This window comes from Massilia forsythiae (assembly GCF_012849555.1).
In the GTDB taxonomy this organism is placed as follows: domain Bacteria; phylum Pseudomonadota; class Gammaproteobacteria; order Burkholderiales; family Burkholderiaceae_D; genus Telluria; species Telluria forsythiae.
In genome coordinates this window covers 5,718,060-5,736,666 of the sequence record NZ_CP051685.1, presented here as the reverse complement: position 1 = coordinate 5,736,666, position 18,607 = coordinate 5,718,060, and the positions used below count along the sequence as shown (strand labels likewise).

Annotated in this window: 18 protein-coding genes; 8 read left to right on the top strand and 10 right to left on the bottom strand. The window is 70.3% G+C overall.

Going from position 1 to position 18,607, the window contains the following annotated elements; all coding sequences use genetic code 11:
- Positions 1-432, bottom strand: coding sequence for an acyl-CoA thioesterase (locus tag HH212_RS24000; protein WP_170204780.1), 432 nt, complete (start codon positions 430-432; stop codon positions 1-3).
- 65 nt (positions 433-497) lie between these two features.
- On the opposite strand from HH212_RS24000, the gene HH212_RS23995 reads away from it, so the two are divergent.
- Positions 498-965, top strand: a complete 468-nt coding sequence (locus tag HH212_RS23995; protein WP_170204779.1) for a hypothetical protein — start codon at positions 498-500, stop codon at positions 963-965.
- 97 nt (positions 966-1,062) lie between these two features.
- Here the strand turns inward: HH212_RS23995 and pepN are convergent, their stop codons facing one another.
- Positions 1,063-3,774 carry an aminopeptidase N gene (gene pepN / locus HH212_RS23990; protein ID WP_229217440.1) on the bottom strand — a complete coding sequence of 904 codons (2,712 nt, stop codon included), beginning with the start codon at positions 3,772-3,774 and terminating at the stop codon, positions 1,063-1,065.
- A 302-nt stretch (positions 3,775-4,076) separates the two neighbouring features.
- Between pepN and sugE the strand changes: the two genes are divergently transcribed.
- The 6 genes from sugE (at position 4,077) to HH212_RS23960 (ending at position 10,218) form a co-directional block, all read left to right on the top strand.
- Positions 4,077-4,397: a quaternary ammonium compound efflux SMR transporter SugE gene (gene sugE, locus HH212_RS23985; RefSeq protein WP_170204778.1), complete on the top strand. Its 321-nt coding sequence runs from the start codon at positions 4,077-4,079 to the stop codon at positions 4,395-4,397.
- 215 nt (positions 4,398-4,612) lie between these two features.
- On the top strand, positions 4,613-5,803 hold the full coding sequence (locus tag HH212_RS23980) for a glycosyltransferase family 2 protein (protein WP_170204777.1): 1,191 nt from the start codon (positions 4,613-4,615) through the stop codon (positions 5,801-5,803).
- On the top strand, positions 5,800-7,581 hold the full coding sequence (locus HH212_RS23975) for an ArnT family glycosyltransferase (RefSeq protein WP_170204776.1): 1,782 nt from the start codon (positions 5,800-5,802) through the stop codon (positions 7,579-7,581). The genes HH212_RS23980 and HH212_RS23975 overlap by 4 nt, the downstream gene beginning before the upstream one ends.
- A 4-nt stretch (positions 7,582-7,585) precedes the next feature.
- A complete protein-coding gene (locus HH212_RS23970; RefSeq protein ID WP_170204775.1) occupies positions 7,586-8,431 on the top strand; it encodes a phosphatase PAP2 family protein in 846 nt (281 codons plus the stop codon).
- Positions 8,424-8,705 carry a lipid-A-disaccharide synthase N-terminal domain-containing protein gene (locus HH212_RS23965; protein WP_170204774.1) on the top strand — a complete coding sequence of 94 codons (282 nt, stop codon included), beginning with the start codon at positions 8,424-8,426 and terminating at the stop codon, positions 8,703-8,705. Before HH212_RS23970 ends, HH212_RS23965 begins: the two co-directional genes overlap by 8 nt.
- Before the next feature lie 238 nt (positions 8,706-8,943).
- The gene (locus HH212_RS23960) at positions 8,944-10,218 is read left to right on the top strand and encodes a glycosyltransferase family 9 protein (protein ID WP_370663893.1); all 1,275 of its coding nucleotides are present in this window, start codon (positions 8,944-8,946) and stop codon (positions 10,216-10,218) included.
- Positions 10,219-10,419: 201 nt separating this feature from the next.
- Here the strand turns inward: HH212_RS23960 and HH212_RS23955 are convergent, their stop codons facing one another.
- The 4 genes from HH212_RS23955 to HH212_RS23940 form a co-directional block, all read right to left on the bottom strand.
- Positions 10,420-11,409: a M14 family metallopeptidase gene (locus tag HH212_RS23955; protein WP_170204773.1), complete on the bottom strand. Its 990-nt coding sequence runs from the start codon at positions 11,407-11,409 to the stop codon at positions 10,420-10,422.
- Between the two features lie 128 nt (positions 11,410-11,537).
- A complete protein-coding gene (locus HH212_RS23950; RefSeq protein ID WP_170204772.1) occupies positions 11,538-12,056 on the bottom strand; it encodes a hypothetical protein in 519 nt (172 codons plus the stop codon).
- 87 nt (positions 12,057-12,143) lie between these two features.
- Positions 12,144-13,046: a pirin family protein gene (locus HH212_RS23945; protein ID WP_170204771.1), complete on the bottom strand. Its 903-nt coding sequence runs from the start codon at positions 13,044-13,046 to the stop codon at positions 12,144-12,146.
- A gap of 97 nt (positions 13,047-13,143) precedes the next feature.
- Positions 13,144-13,737, bottom strand: a complete 594-nt coding sequence (locus HH212_RS23940) for an FMN-dependent NADH-azoreductase (protein WP_170204770.1) — start codon at positions 13,735-13,737, stop codon at positions 13,144-13,146.
- A 132-nt stretch (positions 13,738-13,869) separates the two neighbouring features.
- On the opposite strand from HH212_RS23940, the gene HH212_RS23935 reads away from it, so the two are divergent.
- Entirely contained in the window at positions 13,870-14,781 is a 912-nt protein-coding gene (locus tag HH212_RS23935; RefSeq protein ID WP_170204769.1) for a LysR family transcriptional regulator, read from the top strand.
- A gap of 47 nt (positions 14,782-14,828) precedes the next feature.
- On the opposite strand, the gene asd is transcribed toward HH212_RS23935, so the two are convergent.
- The 4 genes from asd to HH212_RS23915 all read right to left on the bottom strand — a co-directional run bounded on the left by asd (position 14,829) and on the right by HH212_RS23915 (position 18,550).
- Entirely contained in the window at positions 14,829-15,680 is an 852-nt protein-coding gene (asd, locus tag HH212_RS23930) for an archaetidylserine decarboxylase (RefSeq protein ID WP_170204768.1), read from the bottom strand.
- 27 nt (positions 15,681-15,707) lie between these two features.
- A complete protein-coding gene (locus HH212_RS23925; RefSeq protein WP_170204767.1) occupies positions 15,708-16,976 on the bottom strand; it encodes an MFS transporter in 1,269 nt (422 codons plus the stop codon).
- A 61-nt stretch (positions 16,977-17,037) separates the two neighbouring features.
- Positions 17,038-17,733 carry an HD domain-containing protein gene (locus HH212_RS23920; RefSeq protein WP_229217439.1) on the bottom strand — a complete coding sequence of 232 codons (696 nt, stop codon included), beginning with the start codon at positions 17,731-17,733 and terminating at the stop codon, positions 17,038-17,040.
- Positions 17,726-18,550 carry a ribonuclease HI family protein gene (locus HH212_RS23915; protein WP_170204766.1) on the bottom strand — a complete coding sequence of 275 codons (825 nt, stop codon included), beginning with the start codon at positions 18,548-18,550 and terminating at the stop codon, positions 17,726-17,728. The genes HH212_RS23920 and HH212_RS23915 overlap by 8 nt, the downstream gene beginning before the upstream one ends.
- Positions 18,551-18,607 lie beyond the last annotated feature (57 nt).

The window sequence follows — 18,607 nt, the reverse complement described above, 5'->3', positions numbered from 1 at the left end:
TCATGACACCACCACCGCCATGTAGGTATCCAGGAATTCCTGCGGCATGCGGCGCGGCCGGCCGCTGCTCATCTCGATACACACCAGGTCCCAGCGGCCGCGCAGCACGGTGACGCCGTCGCGCTCGCGCACCAGCTGGAAGCGGCGCTGCATCGACAGCTTGCCGTCGCCCGCCACCAGCCAGGTCGCCAGCACCAGCGCGTCGTCCGCGAAGGTCGGCAGCAGGTAATCGTATTCGCCGCGCCGGATCGCCATCGCCCGGTCCAGGCGCCGGTAGTCGGCCAGCGCCAGGCCCAGCGCCTCGGAATGCGCCCAGCCGGCCTGCTCGCACCAGCGCACGTAGACGGCATTGTTGGTATGGTTCAGCCCGTCGATGTCGTCCGCTTGCGGGACGCGGGGCAGGGTGAAGGGGTGCGGGTAATCCCAGGCCAAGGTAGTCCTTCCTGATGTCGGTCGAGGCCGCGACGCGGCGACGGCGCCATTCTACCGGCTGGCGCGTGAAGCCGGGAACCGCGGCGCACGCCGGCGGTCAGAGCCATTACGCGCGCAAGCGCGCCGCCGCCGGAGGCCGGATGTACACGATGATTCTCTTGCTGTACTTGCAGCAAAACCTGGAAGTCACGCTCGACCAGGCCAACCTGCGCGGCCAGTACGCGCGCCAGGCCGATTGCGAGGCGGCCGCGCGGCGCCTGCGCGGGCCGCTGCCGATCCCGCACAATACCCAGGCGGCCTGGCAGGACGCGCTGTGCATCCGCATCAACGACAACGTCAGCGTCAACGGCATGAAGCCGGTGGAACTCGGCAAGCTGCTGCAGCAGCACCCGCCGCTCGGCTGCCAGGCCGAGGGCGCGTGGGGCAGGGTGGCGGCACTGTGCGCGCCGTCCGGGAAGGGCGGCGCGGAAGAGACGCCAGATGGCGCAGCGCCGGCCGGCGCACGGGCCGGACCGGGGCCGCCGCAGCGCTGACGCAGCGGCCCGATGGCGGCGCCTGCAGCGACGCCGGCGCGCTGGTCTGGCGCCGGCTTGGCGCTCGCTTCGCGCCGGCTTGGGGCTTATTTGGCCCTCATTTGGCCGTCATCGCCCCCTTGATCGTCACGCAGCGCCGGTCTTCCTGCAGCGTGTCGAGCAGGGCGCGGCGGGTGCCGGCCGACAGGTCCTGCATGCTGCCGGCCGCGGCCTGCAGGCGCTGCACGCTGGCCGGGGTGCAGCTGGCCGGGATCAGGCTCGGGCCGTAGGAACGCATGAACACCGGGCCGGCCGACTTGTCCAGCTCGGGCAGGCGCGCCAGGCGCTGCTCGGCGCTGCGCTCGGCCAGCGCGGCCTGCTCGGCCGGGTACAGGCTGCCCATCGCCGTGCGCACCTTGGAGAACGGCAGCTTGGTCTTGACGTCCTGGATCGTGCCCAGCCATTCGGCCTTGAGCGCCGGGTCGGGACGGGCGACGGTGGCCGCGATGGCGGCGGCCTGGCCGCTGTCCGACTTGTCGCGCGCCTGTTCGGCGTCGAGGAGGGCGGCGGCGCCCGGGTAGTCGAAGCGGTTCAGGCGCGCGACGATGGCCCAGCGCAGGTCCTGGTTGACCGTCAAGCCGTCGATCGTGCCCTTGCCGTTCAACAGCGCGGCCAGGCGATCCAGCGCCGGGCGCGAGCTGGCCACGGCGACGTAGGTGCCGAACCAGCGGCGCTGGAAGTTGTCGTCGCCCTTGCTGGCGACCGCGCCTTGCCACGCCATGTTTTCCAGGTCGCGCGTGGCTTGCGCGCTGTACGGCCCGTCCAGGCGCATCAGGTCGAGGTAGTGTTTCGATGCGACGACCTTGCCCAGCACGTCGCCCAGCAGCGTGTAGTCCTTTTCGCCGGGCGCGTTGTCGAGGGCGGTGGCGATGAAGTCGTTGAGCGGCAGCTTGCCGTCGCGTACGCCGTCCCACAGGCTTTGCCACAGCATGGCGCGCAGCAGCGGATCGTCGACGCCCTTGATGCGCGCACGCGCGCTGTCGAACGAACGCTGGTCCAGCTGCACCTTGACGAAGCCCCAGTCCTCGTAGTTCGGGTAGACCAGGTCGGGGCAGGCCGCGCCGACCATGCCCGGCACCGCGGTGGAGGCGTTCTTGTAGGTCACCGCGACCTTGCGGTCCAGTTTCAATTGATCGCCGTCGAGGCGGAATGCGGCCACCTGCACGCGCTGTTCGCGCAGCGTCGGGAATTCCTTCGAAGCGCTCTGGTCGAGGGCGAACGACGTGATCTTGCCGCCGGCGCACCGGTAGTTGGCGGCGATGGTGTTCACGCCCGGCTGGTACAGCCACTGTTGGGTCCAGCCCTTCATGTCGCGTCCGGCCGCCTGGCCCAGGCTGCCGATGAAGTCGTCCAGCCTGGCGTTGCGGTACTGGTACTTGACCAGGTAATTGTGCACGCCCTTGCGGAACACGTCGGCGCCGAGCAGGTGGCGCAGCTGCATCAGGGTCGAGGCGCCCTTCGAATAGGTGATGGCGTCGATGTTGTCGAAGGCGTTCTGGGTGGACGGCACCGGCACCTCGATCGGGTGGGTGGTCGAGCGCTGGTCCTGAGCGTAGGCTTGCTGCTTGCCTTCCGAGTAGAACGAGCGCCAGGCATCCTTGAACTCGGTGGCTTCGGCGGTGGCCAGCGTGCCCATGAAGGAGGCGAAGCTTTCGTTCAGCCACAGGCCGTTCCACCATTGCATGGTGACCAGATCGCCGAACCACTGGTGGGCCATCTCGTGCATGATCACCGCGGCCAGGCGCTGGCGCTGCTCGGCGGTCATGTCGGCCTTGTACATGAAGCCGCGCTCGGCGAAGGTGATGGCGCCGGCGTTTTCCATGGCGCCGTACAGGAAATCCGGTACCAGGATCTGGTCGTATTTCTCGAACTGGTAGGGTATGCCGAAGTACTCGTCGAAGAAGGCCAGGCCCGACTTGGTGTACTTGAACCACTCGGCCGGCTTGATCTGCGACGCCACCGACTGGCGCGCGAACAGGCGCATCGGGTACTTGCCGCTCTTGTCTTCCCACATCGTGTAGGGGCCGGCGTGCATCGAGAAATTGTACGGGCTCAGCTTCTTGGTAGCCGGGAAGGTCCAGCGCCGGGCGTCGGCGCCGCTGGCGACCGCGCCGGTCTCGCGCTTGGTCGAGATCACGTGCCAGTCGGCCGGCGCGGTCACGTTCAGCTGGTAGGTCGCCTTCAGGTCGGGCTGGTCGAACAGCGCGAACATCTGGTGCGCGGCGGCCGGCTCGAAGTGCGAATAGGTGTACACGCGGCCGTCGACCGGGTCGACCATGCGGTGCAGGCCTTCGCCGTTGGTGCTGTGCAAGCGCTCGAAGGCGACCACCACGGTGTTGCGGCCCTTGGCCAGGTCGGCGGCGGCCAGCGTGATGAACCAGCCGTTGTACCGCGGCGTGACCGTCTTGCCGTTCACCGTGAGGGACTTGATGGTGGCCTTGTCCAGGTCGACCGTGAGCGCGCTGTCCTTGTCCTTCAGGTCGAACGTCAGGGTGGTGACGGCGTTGAAGGTTTCCTTGCCGGTGAGCGTGAAGTCCAGCACGTAGTCGACGTTCGACACCCGCGCCGCGCGCGCGGCGGCATCGGCCTGCGACAGGAAGGCGTTCTCGGCGCGTGGCGCGGCCGCCGCGGCGGGCGCGGCGGCGAGGGCGGCGGTGGCGGAAGCGAAGGCCAGCGCGGTGGCGATGGCGAGCGGCAGCAGGCGGGGCGCAAGACGTGGAGAGAAGCGGGTGGAGAAGCGGGGAGCGAAGCGGAGTACGAAGCGGTTCACGGTTGTCCTTGCAACGATTGACGACGCTGGCGGCGGCTTGTGGCTGGCGCCAGAATGAATTGCGCAAGAATAGCATGCCGGCAATGGCAATCATACTGGCGGCAGCCCGGTCGCCGGGGTTTTCTTGCCGAAAAGCGCACTCGGGAAGAAGGCCATCGCGCGGCGCGCAGGCATGGCTGGACAGGGTGCCGCCGATGCTATACTCGCCACCTTTTGCCCTCCAGGGCAAGCCGAAAAGGGACCTCGAAAGCCATGCCGTCATGGGGTCGATGTTCGCGGCGCCCGGGGGCGATGGAGTCTCGATGAACTGGATCTACCTGATAATCGCCGGGTTGCTGGAAGTGGCCTGGGCCGTCGGCCTGAAGCATACCGCCGGCTTCACCCGCCTGTGGCCCTCGGTGTTCACGCTGGCCACGATGGCCGGCAGCGTCGGCATGCTGGGCCTGGCGCTGCGCGCGCTGCCGCTGGGCACCGCCTACGCGGTCTGGACCGGCATCGGCACCGTCGGCACCGCGCTGTTCGGCATGCTGGTGCTGGGCGAACCGGGCGGCGCGGCGCGCCTGCTGTCGATCGGCCTGATCGTGGCCGGCATCGCCGGACTGAAGCTGCTGACGCCGGCCTGATCTGATTCCCCGAGCGGCCGCGGCTGGGGCGTGTCTCCCGTGCCTGTGCCGGCCAAAGCGCGCACGTTTGCGCTGCATCGTCATCGCGTCCTCATGCAGGACGAATATACGGTCTCCCGGCCGCCGCCGAAACAAGCCCCATGGCTGCGTTGCATGCGCCTTGCCCTGGAACTTGTGCCGGCGGCGCTTACATCGGCTTCCGATCGGAGACACGGATGACTTCGCCTTTTCGGACACAGCACGGCGCTCCTGCCCCTGGCCATGCCGCCGGACCGGACGGCGGGCACACCTTGTCGGTCGTGGTTCCGCTGCACGACGAGGAAGACAATGTGCTGCCGCTGGTGACCCAGGTGCAGGCCGCGATGGCGGCCTCGCCCTGGCCGTGGCAGCTGATCCTGGTCGACGACGGCAGCCGCGACGCCACCGCCGCGCGCGTGCGCGAAGCGGTGGCGGCCAGCCCGGAGCGGGTGGCGGCGGTGCTGCTGCGGCGCCGCTTCGGCCAGACCGCGGCGATGCAGGCCGGCATCGACGCGGCGCGCGGCAGCGTCATCGCCACCATGGACGGCGATTTGCAGAACAGCCCGCACGACATCGTGCGCATGGCGCGCCGCCTGGTCGACGAAGACCTCGACCTGCTGGTGGGCTGGCGGCGCGCGCGCCAGGACGGCTTCTGGCTGCGCCGCGTGCCGTCGATCCTGGCCAACCGCCTGATCGGCGCGGTGACGCGGCTGCACCTGCACGACTACGGCTGCTCGCTGAAGATCTACCGCACCGCCGTGCTGCGCGAAGTGCGCCTGTACGGCGAGATGCACCGCTTCATCCCGACCTGGATGGCGACCGTGACCGCGCCCGAGCGCATCCGCGAGGAGGAAGTCAGCCATTTCCCACGCCTGTACGGCAAATCGAAGTACGGCATGTCGCGCGTGCTGAAGGTCGTGCTCGACCTGCTGGCGGTGGTGTTCTTCGTGCGCTTCCGCGCTGCGCCCGGCCATTTCTTCGGACGCATCGGCCTCGGCTGCGTGTTCCCGGGCCTGGTCGCGCTGGCCTGGCTGGTGTGGGTCAAGCTGGCCGAGGGCACGCCGATCGCCAGCCGCCCGCTGCTGCTGCTGGCGGTGCTGCTGGTCGTGATCGGCGTGCAGTTCGTCTGTACCGGCATCGTCACGGAAATGCTGGCGCGCACCTATTTCGAGGCGGGCACGGCGCGCACCTACCTGGTGCGCGAAACGCTGGGCGCGGCTGGCGGCGCGCAGGCTGGCCTCCAGTCCGGGCAGCCCGGCCCGGCGGGTCCGTCCGTGCGTGCGCAGCGTGCGCCGTACGGCGCCGAGCGCCGGATCGACATGGCGCGCAGGATCGACATGGAGCGCAGGATGGGGCAGGGACCGACGCCCGGCTCGGAGCGTGCATGAAGCCATCCGCCGGCCGTCCGGGTGGCATGGGTGCGCAACCGGCGCGCCCGCCGGCGCATGCCGCCGCCGCAGCGCATCCAGACGCGCGCGCGTGGGGCGGGCGCCTGTACGCGATGGCGTCGGGGTGGGCCGCGCCGCTGGCGCTGGCCCTGGCGTTGCTGGCCGGCCTGTTCCTGCGCCTCGGTGCGCCACCATTGTTCGACGTCGACGAAGGCGCGTTCGCCGAAGCCACGCGCGAAATGCTGGAACGCGGCGATGCGGTGTCGACCTGGCTCAACGGCCAGCCGCGTTACGACAAGCCGATCCTGGTCTATTGGCTGCAGGCGGGCTCGGTGCTGCTGTTCGGGCCATCCGAGTTCGCGTTCCGCCTGCCGTCGGCGCTGGCCGCCGGTGCCTGGATCGCGGCGATCCTGGCGTTCACGCGCCGGTGCGCGGACCGGGGCACGGCCTGGGCCGCCGCGTTCATCGCCGCCACCACGGCGGGCGTGACGGTGATCGGCCGCGGCGCCATCGCCGATGCCCTGCTGAACCTGTTCATCGCGCTGGCCATGTTCGACATCATGCGCCATGCCGGCGTGCGCTACGCACCGCAGCGGTGGCAGGGGCAGCCGCCATCGCCATCGCCACTGTCCCTGCGCCGGGCACTGCCGAGCGGACCGGCCGGCCTCCCGCGCGGCTCGGCCTGCCTGAGGCGCGCCTTCCTGTGGATGGGCCTGGGCCTGCTCGCCAAGGGGCCGGTGGCGCTGCTGGTGCCGGGCGGCGCCAGCCTGCTGGCCTGCGCGCTGTCGGGCCGCATCGCCTGCTGGCGCCGCGCCGCGCGCGACCCGCTGGGCTGGCTGATCCTGCTGGCGGTGGCGGCACCCTGGTACCTGCTCGAATACGGCCGGCGCGGCGACGCCTTTTTGCAAGGCTTTTTCATGCGCCACAATGTCGAGCGTTTCATGGCGCCCATGCAGGGCCACGGCGGCGGCGCGCTCTACTACGTGCCGGCCCTGCTGCTGGTGCTGCTGCCGTACAGCGGGCTGTTCCTGCTCGCGCTGCGGACGCTGCCGGCGCCGCGGCGCCGGCGCGAGCAGGAAGCGGCGGTGTTCCTGTGGTGCTGGTTCGGGTTCGTGTTCGTGTTCTTTTCGCTGGCCGGCACCAAGCTGCCGCACTACATCCTGTACGGCGCCACGCCGCTGTTCATCCTGATGGCGCGTCGCCGCCACGCGCTGTGCAACCGTGCGCCGCGCAGCCACGCGCTCGCCTTCGCGCCGCCGCTGCTGTTGCTGGGGGCGGTCGCCGCGCTGCCGGAACTGCTGCGCCGGGCGGCGCCCACGATCCGCAACGCCTACGTGCGCGAGGCGCTCGGCCGCGGCGATGTGTTCGATGCGGCCTGGCGCGCCGGTGCGCTGTGCCTGCTGGCCGCCGTGCTCGTCCTGGCGCTGTGGCGCACCCGGCCCGTGTGGCCGCGGCTGGCGGCGGCGGGCCTGGCGTGCGCGTGCGCGATCGGCGCCCTGCTGCTGCCGGCGCTGGGCGAGCTGCAGCAGGGGCCGGTGAAGGAAGCGGCGCGGCTGGCGCAGCGCGCCGGCTGGCAGGTGCACGGCTGGCGCATCGACGCGCCCAGCTTTTCCGTGTACCGCGCCGCGGTCACGCCGGCGGTCGCCGTGCCGGCCCCGGGCCAGGTGATCCTGACGCGCAGCGATGCGCTGGACGAGCTGGCGCGCCTGCGCGGCCGCGGCGCCGCGCGCATCCTGTACCGCAAGGGCGGGGTGGTGTTGCTGCACGTCGAGGAGTGAACCGATGCGCGCGCCGTTCGACCCGGCCTGGATCTGGCTACCGCCCGTGCTGGGCCTGGCGGCGCTGCTGCTGGTCGCCGCCGGCGGCGCCAACCGCACGCTGTTCCTGCTGCTGAACCATGGCGGCCACGCGCTGGGCGCGGCGTTCTGGCTGCACCTGACCATGCTGGGCGACGGCGCGATCGCCCTGGCGCTGGTGTTGCCCTGCATCCGGCGCGCGCCGCGCTGCTTCTGGGCGGCCGTGATCGCGGCGGTGTTCGCGGGCTTGTGGACGCAGTTCACCAAGCAATGCATCGACGTGCCGCGTCCGCTCGCCGTGTTCGGCGCCGCCGAATTCTTCCATGCCGGTCCCGCCTACCGCCAGGTTTCCTTTCCCTCCGGCCACGCCGCGGCGGCGTTCGCGCTCGCCGGGATCGCGGTGATGGGCGCGGCGCAGCGCGCGCTGACGCGCTGGCTGGCGCTGGGACTGGCGTGCCTGGTCGGCCTGTCGCGCATCATGGTGGGGGTGCACTGGCCGATCGACGTCCTGTGGGGCATGCTGGGCGGCTGGGCCGGCGCCTGGTGCGGGCTGGCGCTGTGCGGCCGGCTGGAACGGACCGCCGCGGGTGCGGGCACGCTGGCGGCCGGCCTGGTGCTGCTGGGCTTGTGCGCGGCGCTGCTGGCGAGCCGTCACATCGGCATTCCGTCCACGCTGCCGCTGCAGCGCCTGATCGCCGGGGTGTGCCTGGTATGGGGCGCCTGGGAAATCGGCGCCATGCCGTTCCCGCGCCACCGGCGGCGCGCGCCCGGCGCGGCTCCCGTGGCCGACGTGGGGCCGGCGCCGGCGGCGGGAAGGATCGCCGATGGATGACGAAACCTGGTGGCTGCTGCTCGGCTTCGGCGGGCAAGCCTTGTTCATGGGACGCTTCGTCATCCAGTGGCTGGCCAGCGAGCGTTGCCGGCGCAGCGTGATTCCGGTGTCGTTCTGGTACCTGAGCATCCTGGGCGCGCTGGTGCTGCTGGGCTATGCGGTGCACCGGCGCGATCCGGTCTTCATCGCCGGCCAGGGCCTGGGCGTGGCCATCTACCTGCGCAACCTGCAATTGATCCGGGGCGCCAGGGCGCACGCCCAGGGGTCCGGGTAGGCAGGCCGGCGCGTCTTGTCATGATTTTACGAAAATTTACAGTGGCGCCACATTCTGACGTGTTATTCCACAATAAAATTCGTCACGATCCGGTTGCGCCTGATAGCGTATCCGCCGAACGATTTCCAGGAGCCCGAATGAACGCGCGTTATCTTGTCCACGATTCCCATGCCACGACGCGACCGCGATCCGCCCGATGCGCACGCGGCTGCCGGCATGGCGTCGCCGGGAGCGCGCCATGAAGCCGGTGGGTGGACAAGCTGCGCGCGGCGGCGCCGGCTGGCGCTGGCCAGGACGCCAGGCCGCGCCGGCCCCTGCCGGCCGTGCGGGCCACGGCGCCGTAGCCGGTGGCGCCGCATCCGATGCCGACGCGGCCGGTGCCATGGCGTCCGATGGCGCGGTGGCGCCGCTGATCGATGCCGATCTGCTGCGCGGCGCGGACAAGATCCTGTTCATCGCGCACCTGGCGCTGGGCGATTTCACTTACCTGGAAAGCTGCTTCCGCGCCCTGGCGCAGGCCCATCCGCACCTGCAGATCCATCTCTGGGTCGACGAGCGGCGCCGCACCGGCCGCGCCGCCGATTGGCCGCACCTGAAGAAATATGCGCTGTACGACTGGCTCGCCGAGTGCCCGTACTTTGCCAAGGTCTACGACCGGACCTATAGCCCGGCATCGTTCCGCGCGTCGCTGCAGGAAGCGCAGGAGCAGGACTATCCGCTGGTGGTGTCGCTGGCGGTGCTCGATCGCCACAAGTACGCGATCCTGGCGCGCAAGATCAGCCCGCATGGTTTCGTGGTCGGCCAGAAAAAACGGGTGCGGCGCTACGACCTGCCGAAGATGCTGTGCTATCGCAAGCTGGACGCATTCATTCCGGCTTACGTGGCGTCCGCCCATCCGGAGCAGCACATCAGCGACATCTATGCCGGCTGGTTTGCCCGCCTGTTCGGCCTGCGCATCGACGCCGCGGCGCGCTTTCCGGTACTGCCCATCGCCGAGCGCTGGCAGCGCTACGCCCGCGACCAGTTCGCGGCGTGGGGCTTCGGCCGCGCGCCGGCCGCGGCGCCGCGCAGGGTGGTGTTCCTGAATGCGTTTTCCAAATCGATCGAGCGCAGCTGGCCGCTGGAACGGGTGATCGAACTGGTGCGCGCGATGCGCGGCCATCCCGCCTGGCACGACACCGGCTTCGTCGTGAACGTGGTGCCGGAAGCGCTGCCGCATGCCAGGAAACTGTTCGAAAGCCAGGACCTGCCGCACACGCACCTGTTCAGCGCGGAAGACAATTTCTTCCAGTTGCCGGCGATCCTGGCGCTGTGCGACCTGGTGGTGTCGGTCGAAACCGCGGTCATGCACCTGGCGAACGCGGTGCATGTACCGGTGATCGCCCTGATGCGCCAGAAGACGCCGGAGTGGGCGCCGATCGACAAGGCCAACAGCACCGTGATCACGGTCGCCGGCCGCGACGACTGGGTCGAGAAGATCGGCGTGGACGAGGTGCTGGCCGTCCTGCCTTGACGACGGCGCGCCGGGCAGCCCGCAGCTTAGAATCTATCCCAGTAGGGAGAGGGAAGTTGCTGGCGACATGCGCGTAGGCGATGCATGGCGAGCGCGGGCAAGGCGCGAGGACGCCGCATGGCGAGCCATGCAAGGACGAGCAACGCGGCACCCGCTTGCCAGGCGCGTCAGCAACGACCGGTTCCCTACTGGGATAGGTTCTTAGCGCGACGGTTCCTGCTCGCGCCCGAACGCGGGATTCGGCCGGGTCAGGTAATACCACTCCTGGTTCGGTCCGGCGTTGGCGTCGGGGAACAGGATGCGTCCCGAAAACTCGGCCAGCACCGGGCTGCCGTCGGCGCGCACGCCGATCTGCTCGCCCTCGGCGAGCGGGTCGAAGCTGGCCCACTGGCGCGTGAAGCGGTCGCCGGCATCGAGCTTGTCGTGCACCACCACCATCTGCAGTGCTTCCATCTCGTCGAACGGCACAGGCTGCGGCTGCGGCGCCTCGACCAGCGCCAGGAAGGCGAGGGTGTTCAGGATGGCGCGGTAGGCCACCTGCGGCGCCTGCGGGTCGAGGTGCTGGCCGCATTCCAGCGTCAGCGCGTAGCCGCCGGTGCTGCGCATGTACTCGGTGGTGCCGACGCCGTAGCGCAGCACGGTTTCCAGCTCGGCGGCGTCGCCGCGCGCACGGCGCTGCACGCCGCCGCCGTAGGCCGCCATCCAGCCGGTGACGAAGCGGCGCACGCCCAGGCGGCGCGCCAGCGCGCGTTCGGCCGCCATGTGGCGGAACGGTTCGAGCGGGCCGTCGTTGTCGACCGGGCCGACCATCACGAAGGGTTCGCCGTGCGCGGCGTTGAAGGAGTGCAGGTCGAGCAGCACGTCGTGCCGGGCCAGCAGCGGGCACAGCCAGTTGGCGACGCGGTCCTCGAAGTCGCGCGGCTGTTCCTTGGGGAACAGGTCGCGGTTCAGGTTGCGCTCGCCCGAGCGGGTGTTGTTGGCGTAGGCCAGCGGGTTCACGACCGGCACGAAGGTCACGCTGCCGTTGGCGATGTGCAGGGCGCCGCTGTCGAGTTCCGCCATCACCCGCGCGATGGCCTGCGTGCCGCACACCTCGTTGCCGTGGGTGGCGCCCATGACGATGACGCGCGGACCCTGGCCGAGGCCGGTGTAGGTGGTGGATTTGAATTGCAGCTTGCTGGCGGAACTCATGCCGGTATCCTGGAAATAAGGGGAAAGCCGGCATTGTAGAACAAGCCCGCATGGCAGCGGACAGCGCATCGACCGCGGCGCGCCCGGCGGCGCCGCACAGGAACGAAGAAAAGGCGAGACGCGATGCGTCAGCCCGCGCCGGCGCCCGTAGGTCCGTCGCCGCGCTCGCCGGCGGCATCGATGACGTCGAACGCCGCCGGCATGTCCGCCAGAAAGGCGGCCAGCTGGGCGCTGCGCATCGACGGATCGTAGCCGTCGGTGGCCTCGATCGCCGCGCGCAGGCCGGGCAGCGCTTCCTGCGTGTGCGGGCTGGCGTAGGCGTCGAGCAGCATCGCCACCAGGTCGGTGGGCGCGGCCTGGGCGCCGGCGCCACGGCGCATGCGCGCATGGATCGCGCCGAGCAGGGTGCGCTGCATGCGCGGGGTCGGATGGTCGATGTGGGCGAAGGCGGCCGGTGTGTTGGCGATCGCCTCGCACAGGGCGCGCTCGATGGCGTCGGGCTTCAGGTCGGACGGGATGTCGAACCAGGACTTGTCCCAGCGCGTGCGCGCATGGCGGTGGCCGGGCGGGAAGGAATCGACGCTTTCCAGACCGAGCGCGCGGCTGGCGCGGGACAGGAGCGTGGACAGGGCATCGAGCAGGGGCATCGGCGTGAGGTGTTCGGAAAAATGGCGGCGATGGAGAGTGTAGCCGAAAGCCGCCGCTGCTCTGCGCGCCGAAACTACGCGCCGAAACTACGCGCCGAAACGTCCGGCGCGGAAATCCTCGACGGCCTGGAACACTTCGGCCTGGGTATTCATCACGAACGGCCCGTATTGCGCGATCGGCTCGTTCAGCGGGCGTCCGGCGAGCAGCAGCAGGCGCGCGCCCTGGCCGGACCCTCCAGCCGCCTTGATGCGCACCCCGTCCGCGCCTTGCGCATTGTCCAGGATCGCCATGCGGCCCTGCGCCACGCCCTTGCCCTCGACCACGACCTCGCCGCGGTAGACGTACAAAAAGGCGTTGTGCCCGGCCGGCAGCGGCTGCGCCAGGCCGGCGCCGGGCGGCAGATGAATGTCCAGGTACAGCGGCAGCGTGCCTGCGCGCTGCACGGCGCCGGTCACGCCGTGGCTGCTGCCGGCGATCACCCGCACCGCGGCGCCGTCCGCCAGGGTGAAGCGCGGCAGGTCCCCGGACGGAATGTCGCGGTACCAGGGTTCGCCCATCTTGTCGCCGGACGGCAGGTTCAGCCACAGCTGGAACCCTTCCATCAGGCCCTCGTTCTGTTCCGGCATCTCGGAATGGACCACGCCGCGCCCGGCCGTCATCCACTGCACGCCGCCATCGGTGACCAGGCCTTCATTGCCGGCGCTGTCGCGGTGGCGCATGCGCCCGCTCAGCATGTAGGTGACGGTCTCGAAACCGCGGTGCGGGTGTTCCGGGAAACCGGCGATGTAGTCGCCGGCGCGGTCGCTGCCGAACGCGTCCAGCATCAGGAACGGGTCCAGGCGGCGCTGCAGCGGCTGGGTCAGCACGCGGTTGATCTTGACGCCGGCGCCATCCATCACGAACTGGCCGCCGAGCACGCGCTCGACGCCGCGGCTGCGGGTCACGCTCGCGTCCGCGACCGTCTCTTCATTGCTGGCTTGCTGGTGCATATGGCGCTCCCGTCATGGCTTCGTTGCGGTCGTGATGAACGTCCGGCTGCGCCCGCTGGCGCAGCCGGCCCGTGCAGACAAGCTTGCTGCCGGCGCGTCAGGCCAGGGCGGCGACGGCGGCGTCGGCGTCGGCCTGGGCCTTGGCCGCGGCGTCCGGCCCCATCGACATACCCGACGAGTAGACGAAGGTCGAGTCGCTCATGCCGAGGAAGTTCAGCAGCATGCGGATGTGCGGCACTTGCGGGTCGGCGTCGGCCGGGTAGATGCCGCCGCGCGCGGTGGCCACGTAGACCTTCTTGTTCTTCAGCAGGCCTTCCGGACCGGTCTCGGTATAGCGGAAGGTGACGCCGGCGCGGCAGATGGCGTCGAACCAGGCCTTCAATTGCACAGGCATGCCGAAGTTGTACATCGGCGCGCCGATCACGATCACGTCGGCGGCCTGCGCTTCGGCGATCAGGGTGTCGTCCAGCGCCACGCGCGCGGCCTGGCCTGCGGAGCGGCTTTCGGCCGGGGTGAACAGCGCGCCCAATGCGGCGCCGTCCAGTTCCGGGTGCGGCTGGGCGCCCAGGTCGCGCACGCTGACGCGCGCATCCGGGTGGGCGGCGCGCAGGCGGGCGACGATCCGGCTGGCCACGCGGGTCGATTCCGAATCCGCGCCGCGCACGCTCGAGTTGATTTGCAGGATGTTCATGGGTCTTCCTCCGTGGATGCCAGTCATGCCGGATGCATGCCTATTGCGATGGAGACACTTTAACGGTTCCAAAACCAATGGGGAAGGCGATAGAATGGATAACATTATTCATCCGATGGAACAATCGCCGCCATGGACCTGGAACCGAACGATTTGCTGCTGTTCGCGCGCATCGTGCAGGCGGGTAGCTTCAGCATGGCGGCGCAGCGCCTCGACCTGCCCAAGTCGACCGTGTCGCGCCGCATCGCGCTGCTGGAAGCGCGCCTGGGCGAACGCCTGTTGCAGCGCACCACGCGCCGGCTGATGCTGACCGAGTTCGGCGCCAGCCTGCTCGAGCATGCGAGAAGGGTGGCGGACGAGGTCGAGGCGGCCGGCGCGCTGGCGCAGCACCGCCAGGCCGCGCCCAGCGGCAAGCTGCGCATCTCGATGCCGCACGACTTTGCCAACATCGGCATGACCGAGCTGATCGCGCGCTTCACCGAGCGCTATCCGGCGGTATCGCTGGAACTGGATTTGTCGCCGCGCCGGGTCGACCTGGTGGCGGAAGGCTTCGACATCGCCATCCGCATGGGCGACCTGCCGGAAGATTCGACCCTGGCGGCGCGCCGGGTGGCGCTGGAGCGCTTCGGACTGTACGCGGCGCCGGCGTACATCGCCCGGCGCGGCTTGCCCGAGCATCCGGACGACCTGCTGCAGCACGATGTGCTGTGCATCCTGAGCCGCAGCGGCGGCCCGGCGCCGTGGAAGCTGCAGCGCGGCAAGACGCAGTGGGAACGCGGCCTGCAGGCGCGCCTGACCGCGAATTCGCCGGAGCTGCTGGCGCGCATCGCCTGCGGCGGCGCCGGCATCGCCCTCAGTTCCGACCTGTTCGCGGCGTCCTACCTCAAGAAGGGCGAACTGGTGCGCGTGCTGCCGGAATGGGAGATGCCGAGCGCGGTCGGCTGGGCCGTGTTCCCAGGGCGGCGCCTGATGCCGGCCAAGACCCGGGTATTCCTGGACATGATGGAAGATATGTTTTGCAAGGAGCAGCAGGCCAGGCAATAGGGCGTGCCGGCCCGGCGCCTGCAGGGCCAGTCGCTCACGCCGGCCGCTCAGGCCGGCTTGTTCCCCATCGATTCGCCCAGGCGCACCGAACGCTCCGGCGCCCAGTCCGGGTTGAAGCCGATCGTATTCGCCTGGAACAGCATGACGATGGTCGAGCCCAGCAGGAAGCGGCCCATCTCGTCACCCTTCTTCAGCACGATGTCCCGGTCGTCGTAGGTCCATTCGCTGATTTTCTGCGGACGCTTGGGGTTGACCACGCCGTGCCACACGGTGGCCATGCTGCCGACGATGGTGGCGCCGACCAGCACCAGCACGAACGGGCCGAACTGTGCGCTTTCAAACACGCACACCACGCGCTCGTTGCGCGCGAACAGGTTGGGCACGCCGCGCGCGGTGGTCGGATTGACCGAGAACAGCGCGCCCGGCACGTAGATCATGCGCGTCAGGCGGCCGTCGCAGGGCATGTGCAGGCGGTGGTAATCCTTGGGCGACAGGTACAGGTTGGCGAAGCTGCCGTGGCGGAACTGCGCCGCCAGCGACGCGTCCCCGCCGACCAGTTCGGTGGTGGTGAAGCGGTGGCCCTTGGCCTGCAGGATGTGGTGGTCGTCGATGGCGCCGAACTGGCTGATGGCGCCGTCCACCGGGCACACGAAGTCGGCCGCCGCCAGCGGCCGCACGCCGGCCTTGAGCGGACGGGTGAAGAATTCGTTGAAGCTGGCGTAGCTGGCGACGTCCGGATTTTCCGCTTCCGCCATGTTGACGCCGTACTTGCCCACGAACCAGCGGATCAGCCGGGTCGTCATCGATCCGCCCTTGGCGCCAGCGACGCGGCCGGCGAAGGTGGTGAGGCGCTGCTTGGGCAGCAGGTACTGGGGCAGGACTTTGAAGCGATCGGACACGGCAATCCTCGTGATGTTGACGGCGAATTATAAACGGTGGGAGGCGGGCGGGGGCGCGGCAGGCGTGGCCGGCGCGCCCGGCCGCAATACGCGCCACGCGGCCAGGATCGCCGCCGCCTGCATCGCCGCGCACAGGTAGAAACTGCTGCCGATGCGCCAGTCCTGCGGCGGCAGGTGGCCGACCGCGCCCAGGATGCGGGTGCCGACCAGCGGCATCACGATCAGCCCCAGGCTGGCGATCGATTGCAGGGACCCCATCAATTCTCCCTGCTCGCGCGGCGCGGCGTCCTTCGACAGGATGCCCTGCAGCGTCGGCACCACCGCGAACGACAGCAGGTTGCACAGGATGATCGCATACAGCATCCAGCCCCGCGTGGCCAGGCCGTACAGCAAAAAGGCGCAGGCGCCGGAACTCATGCCGGCCAGCGCCAGGCGCCGCTCGCCGAAGCGCCGGATCAGCGGTCCCAGCAGGCGCGCCTGCACCAGGAACGACGTCAAGCCGACGCAGCACAGCGCCACGCCGTTCTCGCGCGGGGTCCAGCCGAAGCGGAAGCTGGAATACAGCACGAAGGTGGCCTGCAACGTCATCTGGGCGAACGACACCAGCGTGTACACCGCGACCAGGCCGCGCACGTCGCGCCGTCGCAGCAAGCGTAGCAGGGCGGCGAACGGATTCAGGCGCGCCAGCCGGAACGGCGCGCGCCGCTCGGCCGGCAGCGATTCCGGCACCGCGACGGCGCCGTACACGAAGTTGGCGGCGGCCAGGGCGGCGGCGACGTAGAACGGCAGGTGCAGGCCGACGTTGCCGAGCAGGCCGCCCAGCACTGGCCCGCAGATGAAGCCCAGGCCGAAGGCGGCGCCGACCTTGCCGAAGTTCTTCGCCCGCTCTTCCGGCGCCGAGACGTCGGCGGCGTAGGCCGAGGCCACCGCCATGCTGGCCGAGGAAGCGCCGCCCAGCACGCGCCCGAGGAACAGCCAGGCCAGGTTCGGCGCCAGCGCGGTGCTGAGAAAGGCCGCACACATGCCGGCCATCGAATACAGCAGCACCGGGCGCCGCCCGAGGCGGTCGCTGGCCATGCCGATGACGGGCATGCACAGGAACTGCATCAGCGCCCACACGGCGGCCAGGATGCCGAACCACAGCGCCTGCTGCTCGCGTCCGTGCGCGTACTCGCCGACCAGGGCCGGCAGCACCGGCACGATCAGGCCGACGCCGAGCAGGTCGATGAAGACGCAGATCAGGACGAACTTCAGGTTGCCGGCCGGGGCCTTGGCGAGGGTCGCGCTGGTATCCATGGACTTCCCGTTGCAATGGCGAGACGCCCGATGGTAACACCGCTTGCGGCCGCTGCCGCGCTTATTCCGGGGCCGCTGTTGCGCCGCCGGCCCACTCGTCGGCGAAGGCGCTGCGGAAGTCTTCCAGCAGGGCCAGGCGCCGCTCGGCGACGCGGCGTCCGGCGGCGGTCTGCATCATGCCCGGCAACAGGGCCAGCTTGGCCGGCACGTGGTCGAGCGCGTAGGCGCGGTCGTCGAGCGGGCGCGCGGCCGCGAGCGGATCGGCGCCGTGCGCCAGCGCGCTGCCCATGCGCCCGGCGATGTAGAACATGCGCGCCAGTCCGACCGCGCCCAGGCCGTCCAGGCGGTCGGCATCCTGCACGATCTGCGCCTCGATGGTGGTGGCGGGAATCGCGGCGGAAAAGCTGTGCGCCTCGATCGCGTGGGCGACGCCGTCCAGCTTCGCAGGCGGAAAGGCGAGCGCCGCCAGTTCGCGCCGCGCCAGTTCGGCCGACAGGCGCGAGGCGCGGCTGCGGCGCGGGTCGTTCTTGGGTACGTTGACCAGGTCGTGCAGGTAGCAGGCGGCCAGCACGGTCAGCGCGTCGGCGTGCGGATGGTCCGGCAGCAGCGCCCGCGCGTTGCGCCAGACGCGCTCGAGGTGGTTGGCGTCGTGGGCGCCGTCGCTGGCGCCGGCATCCGCTTGCGCGACGGCGGCGGCCAGCGCGGCCAGGCGGGTGCGCCAGGCGTCCAGTTCGGGCGTCATGGGAAAACTAGGCATCGGTATCGGTAGCGTGAACGGTGTCGGTCGGGGCGGGGGCGGGGCGGTTGCCGGCCTGCTGCGCAAGGGCGTCTGCCTGGGTGTTGCGGTGGCGCGGCACCCAGCGCAAATACAACGGGTCGAAGCGCGCGGCCAGCGCCCGCACCTGGGCGCGGTAGCCGGCCAGCACGCGCGCGGCCAGGGCATCGGGACCGTTGACGTCGTCGATGACGACGCGGCTGTCGCCGTACACGGTCAGCGCGCGCGCGCCGTGCGCCAGCGCCGCCTGCAGCAGCGCGATCAGGGCGCGGTATTCGGCGTCGCTGCTGCTGCCGTAGCCGGCGTCCTGCGCTAGTTCGACGCGCCGGCCGTCCGGGCCCAGCAGCACGGCGCCGATGGCGCAGCGGCCGGGATTCGGGCGCGCGGAACCGTCGAACCAGGCGCGCCAGGCGGTGGTGCCGGCGGTGGGCGCGCTGGTGGGCGGTCTGATGGCGGCATCGCCGTTGCCCGATGCGGCGGCGACAGGCAGGCCGGTCGCGGCATCACTCCCATCGGGCGGTTCGCCGTGGCGCAGGCGGCGTGCGGCTTCGCGTCGGGCGGCGCCGGCGGCGCGCACGGCATCACGCGCCACGTCGCGGGCAGCGGCGCGCTGTTCTTCGCCGTCGCGTAGGGCAGTGCGGCTGGCGACCAGCGCCGCCAGGCCGGCTCGGCCGGCGTTCAGTTCCAGCGTGCGGCGCAGGGCTTGTTCTTCGCTCAGCCCTTGCGTGCGTGCCAGGCGCCGGCTGGCCGCGCGTTCGCTCTTGAAGGCGAGATGGTGCAGGTCGATCGTTTCATCCATGCCGGCAGGATAACCGGTTTCGGCGTGGAAGTGGATTTCCAAAAATAAACAGCGCCG